A 6,029-nucleotide genomic window follows, 5' to 3' on the forward strand; every position below is an offset into this window, starting at 1 on the left:
AACCCGGTCGGGCGCAGCAGCAGGTCGCACCCGGTGAGCAGTGCCGCGACGGGGCCGCCGAAGCGCGGCTGCTCGAGCACGAACGTCACCGGGCGCTCCGTGGGCACCTGCTCGCCCACCACGACCACCTCGGCGGCGTCGACGACGGCGTCCAGCGCGTGCTCCAGGAGCGTGCGCCCGCCGACCTCCGTCGAGGCCTTGTCGAAGCCCCCCAGGCGGACCGCGCGGCCGCCGGCGAGCACGACCGCCCCATAGCTCGTCAGGTCGTCGTCGAGAGCCGCCATGGCCAGATCCTCGCAGGAGGACCTCGGCAGTGGCAGGCTGGAGGACGTGACCGACCCCGACCCGTCCGGCGACGTGCTGCGCCTCGCCCTCGTGCAGGAGGCCTCCGGCCTCGACCCGGCGGCCAATCGCGACCGCCTGGCCGCGCTCGTGCCCGACGGCACCGACCTGACCGTGCTGCCCGAGGCCTTCGCCCGCGACTTCGGCGAGGCCGGCTCCGACGTCAGCCCTTACGCCGAGCCGGTCGACGGCCCGTTCGCCGCCACGCTCGCCGAGGTGGCCGCGGCCCGTGACACCACCGTCGTCGCGGGGATGTTCGAGTCGACGTCCGACCCTGACGACAGCCGCCCCTTCAACACCCTCCTCGCCCGCGGCGCCGCCAGCGGGGAGTACCGCAAGATCCACCTCTACGACTCCTTCGGCTACCGCGAGTCCGAGCGGCTCCTCGCCGGCGACCCGACGCCGACCGTGCTCGACGTTCGTGGCTGGAAGGTCGGGCTGATGACCTGCTACGACCTCCGCTTCCCCGAGCTCGCGCGGCTGCTCGTCGACGCCGGCGCCGAGCTGCTCGTCGTCCCGGCCGCCTGGGTGGCGGGCGAGCGCAAGGTCGACCACTGGCGCACCCTCGTGCGGGCGAGGGCGATCGAGAACACCGTCTTCGTCGCTGCGGCCGCGCAGCCGGGTCCGCGCTACAGCGGGCACTCGTTGGTGGTCGACCCGTTGGGCGACGTGCTGGTCGAGGCCGGTGATGACGCCGAGGTCGTGCGCGCCGAGGTGAGCCGCGCCACCCTTGCGGCGGCACGCCGTACCAACCCGTCGCTGCTCAACCGGCGTCTGTAACCTCGTTTCTCATGTCCAGGTTCCTGCGTCGACGCCGCTCACCCGAGCAGCCGACCCCCGAACCGGTGGCCTACCTCGAGCTGCCCGACGAGGACGACGAGGACGACGCCGGCCCGATCGGCGCGCCGATCAGCAGCCCGGTCAGCAACCCCGTCACGATCCCGTCCGTCGCACCGGTCAATCCGCCGGCCCCGGTCGCCCCTCCGACCCCGCCGACCCCGCCGACCCCGCCGACCCCGGCGGCCCCGGCCGTCGAGCCCGCCATCCCGGTGAGTCCAGCGGTCGTGGCGCTCCCGGCGCCACCGGCGCCCGCTGTCCCGCCGGCGCCGCCTGCGTCCAGCACGCCTCCAGCTGCCCCCACACCCTCTGCTGCAGACCAGGGCGACCAGCAGGCCCAGCAGGACTCGACCGAGACCACCCGCAGGCCGTGGGACGGTCTCGCCGAGCGCATCGAGACCTTCGGCGACTCCCGCTGGCCGGTGCGCGGCTGGGGTCTCGCGATCGCGGTGGCGCTGGCGGCCCTGATCTGCGCGATGGTCCCGGTCGGTCCGTCGTGGCTGGGCCAGGCCGGCGCGGTGGTCGTGGCGAGCGCCTACTCGTGGGCGCTGGCCGGTCGCACCGGTGGCCGCCCCGTCGTCTTCGGCTCGCTCGCCGCGGCCCTCGGCCTCGCGGCCCTGATCTCGGGGCGCGACGACCTCGCCACCGGGGCTGCGGTGATGACCTGTGTGGTCAGCGCCGTCCTGGCGGTCATGATCACCGTCCCGGCCCGCACCTTCGCCCGCGCGGTGCGTGAGTGCGTGATCGCCGTGGTCGTGGCCGGCATCGGCGCCCTGGCGACGGTCGGCTTCGAGCCTGTAGTCACGGTCGCCGACTTCGAGTACGCCACCTTCGGGATCGCCCTGGCCATGGTGTTCGTCGTGGTCTACCGCCTCGGTGCCGGCCTGCACGGCCTCGGCCGCCGGGGGGCGGTGATCGTGCTCGTCGGGGGAGTCCTCGTCGTGATCACGGTGCTCTACGCCGAGCTGCTGCGCCGCTACGGCACCCCCACGATCGTGGAGTCCTCGCTCGACATCGTCCGCTGGAGCCGCGACAACCTCGGTGCCTTCCCCCGTCCGCTCGAGGCGGTGCTCGGGATCCCCGCGCTCGCGTACGGCGTCCACATGCGTGCGCGCCGTCGGCAGGGCTGGTGGGTGTGCGCCTTCGGGGTCGCCGCCACGGCCGCCACGGCCAACAGCCTGGTCAACCCGACCATCGGACTCACCGAGACCGGACTGTCGGTGCTCTACGGGCTTCTCGTCGGGCTGGCGATCGGCTACCTCGTCATCCGACTCGACCTGTTCCTCACCGGCTCCGGAGGCGGTGCCCGCAGCAGCGGACGGCGCAGCCGCGTCGACGAGGAGGCCGCGGCCTCGCGCCCCGAGCCACGCCGTACCCAGCCGTTGCGGTGAGGTCCTCGCGGCCGGACGAGACGCGCGTGCCCACGTACTGAGCGGTAACGAATAGCGTCTCTGTCATGGCCCGTGAGCAGGTGATCGAGATCGTGTCCGAGATGGTCGCTGGTGTGCTCGGCGTGAGCGTCGAGGTCGGCGCCCGGGTCGCGGCCGGCGACGAGGTCGCGCTGCTGGAGTCGATGAAGATGGAGATCCCGGTGATCGCTGAGGTCCCCGGCGTCGTGACGGCCGTGAAGGTCGCCGCGGGCGACGTCGTCCAGGAGGGCGACGTGCTGCTGGTGCTGTCGCCCTGACTGCGGCTGACTAGACTCCGGGGTGCAGTGGCCCCGGCCGCTGCGAGGAGGGGTGCCGGAGCGGCCGATCGGAACCGCCTTGAAAGCGGTCGTAGGGAGACCTACCGCGGGTTCGAATCCCGCCCCCTCTGCCAGCTGGTCGGTTGATCCTCACACGTTCTCGGGAGTGTCTGTGCACCGCTCTGTCCCCGCTCTTCTGACGGCAGCCGCCCTGGTGCTCGCGGTCGGCGCGCCCGCCGAGGCGAAGTCGAAGTCCTTCCGCGACAAGCGCGGCGACGTCGCGAGCACCAACGACGTCCTCAGGACCAAGGTCGCCAACGGACGACGCATCGGCGTCCGCATCAAGCACGTCGACCTGCGCCGCGACGTGAGCGACGTCCAGTTCAAGGTGCAGTCGCGCGGGTCCGACGCCGAGTACGTCGTCTTCGCCGCTGTCGACGGCTCCTACGCCCAGGTCATCGACTTCAACGAAGCCCCGACGACACGCGAGTGCCCCGGGCTGCGCGTGTCGGCCTCGGTCCGCAAGGACGTCACGAAGCTGTCGGTCCCGCGCACGTGCGTGGGCAACCCATCGGGCGCAGTACGGCTGAGCCCGCGCGTGCAGTGGTCGGACGACGGCAGCCTGGGCGACTGGTCGATCAACGGCAACGACCACTTCACGCCGTACATCAAGCGTTGAGGCCACTCGACTCAGCTGGAGTGCGCTTCCTCCACGGTCGAGGCCATGGCCTCGAGCGCTCGCATGCGTGAGGCATGGGTGCCCTCGGTGGCGAGGTAGCACCGCGCCTCGGACACCCCGAGCACGGTGAGGCCGAGCAGCGCCTCCCGGCAACGCTCACGGGCTCCGGCGAGATCGAGCGGATCGACGGATGCATCGACCGTGCGGTGCAGGGTGGCCGGGTCGCGGTCGGTCTCGGCGCACGCGACATCGAGGGCGCCCAGCAGCCCGGCGAGCTCCACGTGGTCGGGATCGGGAGCCACCCAGGTGTTCCAGAGATCGGCGTACCGAGCCGCCACGCGCATCGACCGGGGCCCCCGAGCGGCCACGGCCAGCGGGGGTCCGTAGCCCTGGGGGGTCGGGAGCACCATCTCGGCCCGTTCGGCGCGGGTCGTGGCGCCCACGACGTCCGCGCGTCCCTCGCGGAGCAGGGCGTGCAGGATCTCGACCGTGTCGGCCAGCCGCTGCGACCGGTCGTCAGCATCGACCCCCACCGCCGCGTAGTCGAAGCTGTTGCCCGACCCGATCCCGAGCTGGTAGCGCCCGCCCGAGACCTCGTCGAGCGTGGCCGCGGCCTTCGCGACGAGGTACGGCGAGCGGTACGGCGCGTTGAGCATCGAATGGCCGACCCCGATGCGCGTGGTCGATGACGCCAGGGCTCCGGCGAGCGCGAGCGACTCCCAGGCCCCGACGGCCTCGTCGGGTCGCGCGTAGTCGCCTTCACCGCCGGCGGCGTAGAGCAGGTGGTCGGGGAGCACGACGAGGTCGAAGCCGAGGTCCTCGGCCAGCTGAGCCTGCGCGAGCAACCTGGGCCAGCTCACCTCTCCGGCGGTCGCCCGGGTGGCGTGAGTGTCGAGTGCCAGACCGATCCTCATCCGTCGAGGCTACGCCCCTGCGCGGGTCACTCCGACCCGCCGAGCTCGAGCTCGACGTCGTCGTAGGCCAGGTCGTGGACCTTCTGCAGGTGGTGCGAGATGTCGTGGGCCAGCCGCAGCACCAGCGACTGCACCTGGTCGACATCGGGGTTCTCCAGCACCTCGGTGCCGAGGTCGCCCAGGCGTCCAAGCAGCACGTTGCGCTCGCGGAACGCCACGCCGCCGCGAGCGGCCAGCCAGCCGTCGTCGGTCGCGCTGGTCGCCTGCATGAGGGCGTCGCGCACGGTCGTCATCCGCTGCCGCACCGACCAGCGCCAGCTCGTCGTCGGCGCACCCTCGCGGCGCGGCACCTGAGCGGCGGCCGCCAGGGCGGTCAGCGCATCGGTGAGGGCAGTGCTGGTGCTGATGGCGGTCTCCTGGCGGTGACGTAGGTGGAGGTCGAGCATGACCCGCCTGGACGCCGACGGCAAGGCGGGCGCGAGACTGGGGGAGTGAGCGAGACCCCCGAACCCACCCCTGAGCCCACTCCCGAGCCCACGGCTGCCCCGATCCCTGCCGAGCCCAGCGTGCACCGCCTCGCGCCGGCGTTCACCGCCAGGCTGGTCGGACTCGCCTTCCTGCTGCTGGCGTTGACGACGTTCGCGGTCACGGCGCTGGTGCTGGCCGTCGGGTGGCCGCCGGACCTCATCGTCGCGGTGCTCGTCCTCGAGCTCGTCGCGGTCTTCGCTGCCGCGGCCTGGCTGCGCTCGCGGGCCTACGTCGTCCGCCTCGACGACGAGGGCTACTCCGTGCGCCTGGTCCGCGGTGCGGGGGTCAAGGACGGTCGGTGGAGCGAGGTCACCGAGGCGGTGGCGGCGCACCCGCGCGACGTGCCGTGCCTGGTGCTCCGACGCGTCGACGGCACCACGACCGCCATCCCGGTGGGCCTGCTCGCGACCGACAAGGACGCCTTCGCTCGTGAGGTCGGAGCCAGGCTCTCCGCGGCCCACCGTGCCTGATCTGCACGGGTCGACCGCCTGGGTGCCAACCGATTGGCCCGCGTCCGGCGTGGCCTTGTAGCCTAGGTCGCGCTGCCCGCCTGGCGGGTGGCATGGAGGTGTCGCCTAGTCCGGTCTATGGCGCCCGCCTGCTAAGCGGGTTGAGGGCTAAAACCCTCTCGCGAGTTCAAATCTCGCCACCTCCGCCGCCGAGCCCGTCCCCAGCCTGCTGGGGGCGGGCTCGTGGCATTTCGGGCCACGCGAGGCGTCGTACGACGTCGGCCGGCACCGCCGGGCGGGGTTTCGGCGTCGACCTGCGGGGTAGGAACGGGAGTGCACCGACTCGGTTGCACATCTGTGCACTGCACGAACCTGGGGGGACCGGCCCGGTGCGCGACAGACCCTCAGGTGTCATTGTCGTCGCACGGGTCATTCCGTGGACCCGGAGAAAGCTGGTCATCATGACGTACTTCCGCAAGATCGCCCTGGCTGCCGCAGCCGCAACCCTCTCCGTCGGAGTCCTGGGCGCCGCCCCCGCCTCAGCCGTCCTCGACAGCGGATGGCCCTGCGGAGGCTGGTGCCTGACGGGCGCA

Annotated in this window: 8 protein-coding genes and 2 tRNA genes; 7 read left to right on the forward strand and 3 right to left on the reverse strand. The window is 72.5% G+C overall.

Annotated elements, in window-relative coordinates:
• Positions 1-284: NTP transferase domain-containing protein (locus VOI19_RS12180; protein WP_323793230.1), on the reverse strand; the 284-nt coding region annotated here is incomplete at its 3' end.
• Between VOI19_RS12180 and VOI19_RS12185 the strand changes: the two genes are divergently transcribed.
• From VOI19_RS12185 to VOI19_RS12205, 5 genes are all read left to right on the forward strand, one after another.
• Positions 283-1,122: a carbon-nitrogen hydrolase family protein gene (locus VOI19_RS12185; protein ID WP_323793231.1), complete on the forward strand. Its 840-nt coding sequence runs from the start codon at positions 283-285 to the stop codon at positions 1,120-1,122. The genes VOI19_RS12180 and VOI19_RS12185 overlap by 2 nt on opposite strands.
• 11 nt (positions 1,123-1,133) lie before the next feature.
• Positions 1,134-2,570 (forward strand): hypothetical protein, encoded by a 1,437-nt coding sequence (locus tag VOI19_RS12190; protein ID WP_323793232.1) that lies wholly within the window; start codon positions 1,134-1,136, stop codon positions 2,568-2,570.
• Positions 2,571-2,635: 65 nt separating this feature from the next.
• Positions 2,636-2,866 carry a biotin/lipoyl-binding carrier protein gene (locus VOI19_RS12195; RefSeq protein WP_323793233.1) on the forward strand — a complete coding sequence of 77 codons (231 nt, stop codon included), beginning with the start codon at positions 2,636-2,638 and terminating at the stop codon, positions 2,864-2,866.
• Positions 2,867-2,912: 46 nt separating this feature from the next.
• Positions 2,913-3,000 (forward strand) — tRNA-Ser (locus tag VOI19_RS12200).
• Positions 3,001-3,038: 38 nt separating this feature from the next.
• Positions 3,039-3,545, forward strand: a complete 507-nt coding sequence (locus VOI19_RS12205) for a hypothetical protein (protein ID WP_323793234.1) — start codon at positions 3,039-3,041, stop codon at positions 3,543-3,545.
• Positions 3,546-3,556: 11 nt separating this feature from the next.
• Here the strand turns inward: VOI19_RS12205 and VOI19_RS12210 are convergent, their stop codons facing one another.
• Together VOI19_RS12210 and VOI19_RS12215 are read right to left on the reverse strand one after the other, a co-directional pair.
• The gene (locus VOI19_RS12210) at positions 3,557-4,459 is read right to left on the reverse strand and encodes an LLM class flavin-dependent oxidoreductase (RefSeq protein WP_323793235.1); all 903 of its coding nucleotides are present in this window, start codon (positions 4,457-4,459) and stop codon (positions 3,557-3,559) included.
• A gap of 26 nt (positions 4,460-4,485) precedes the next feature.
• Entirely contained in the window at positions 4,486-4,905 is a 420-nt protein-coding gene (locus VOI19_RS12215; protein WP_323793236.1) for a hypothetical protein, read from the reverse strand.
• Positions 4,906-4,950: 45 nt separating this feature from the next.
• Between VOI19_RS12215 and VOI19_RS12220 the strand changes: the two genes are divergently transcribed.
• Positions 4,951-5,457, forward strand: a complete 507-nt coding sequence (locus tag VOI19_RS12220) for a hypothetical protein (protein WP_323793237.1) — start codon at positions 4,951-4,953, stop codon at positions 5,455-5,457.
• A gap of 94 nt (positions 5,458-5,551) precedes the next feature.
• Positions 5,552-5,642 (forward strand) — tRNA-Ser (locus tag VOI19_RS12225).
• The last annotated feature ends 387 nt before the right edge of the window (positions 5,643-6,029 follow it).

This window comes from Nocardioides sp. (genome assembly GCF_034670285.1).
Taxonomy (GTDB): Bacteria; Actinomycetota; Actinomycetes; order Propionibacteriales; family Nocardioidaceae; genus Nocardioides.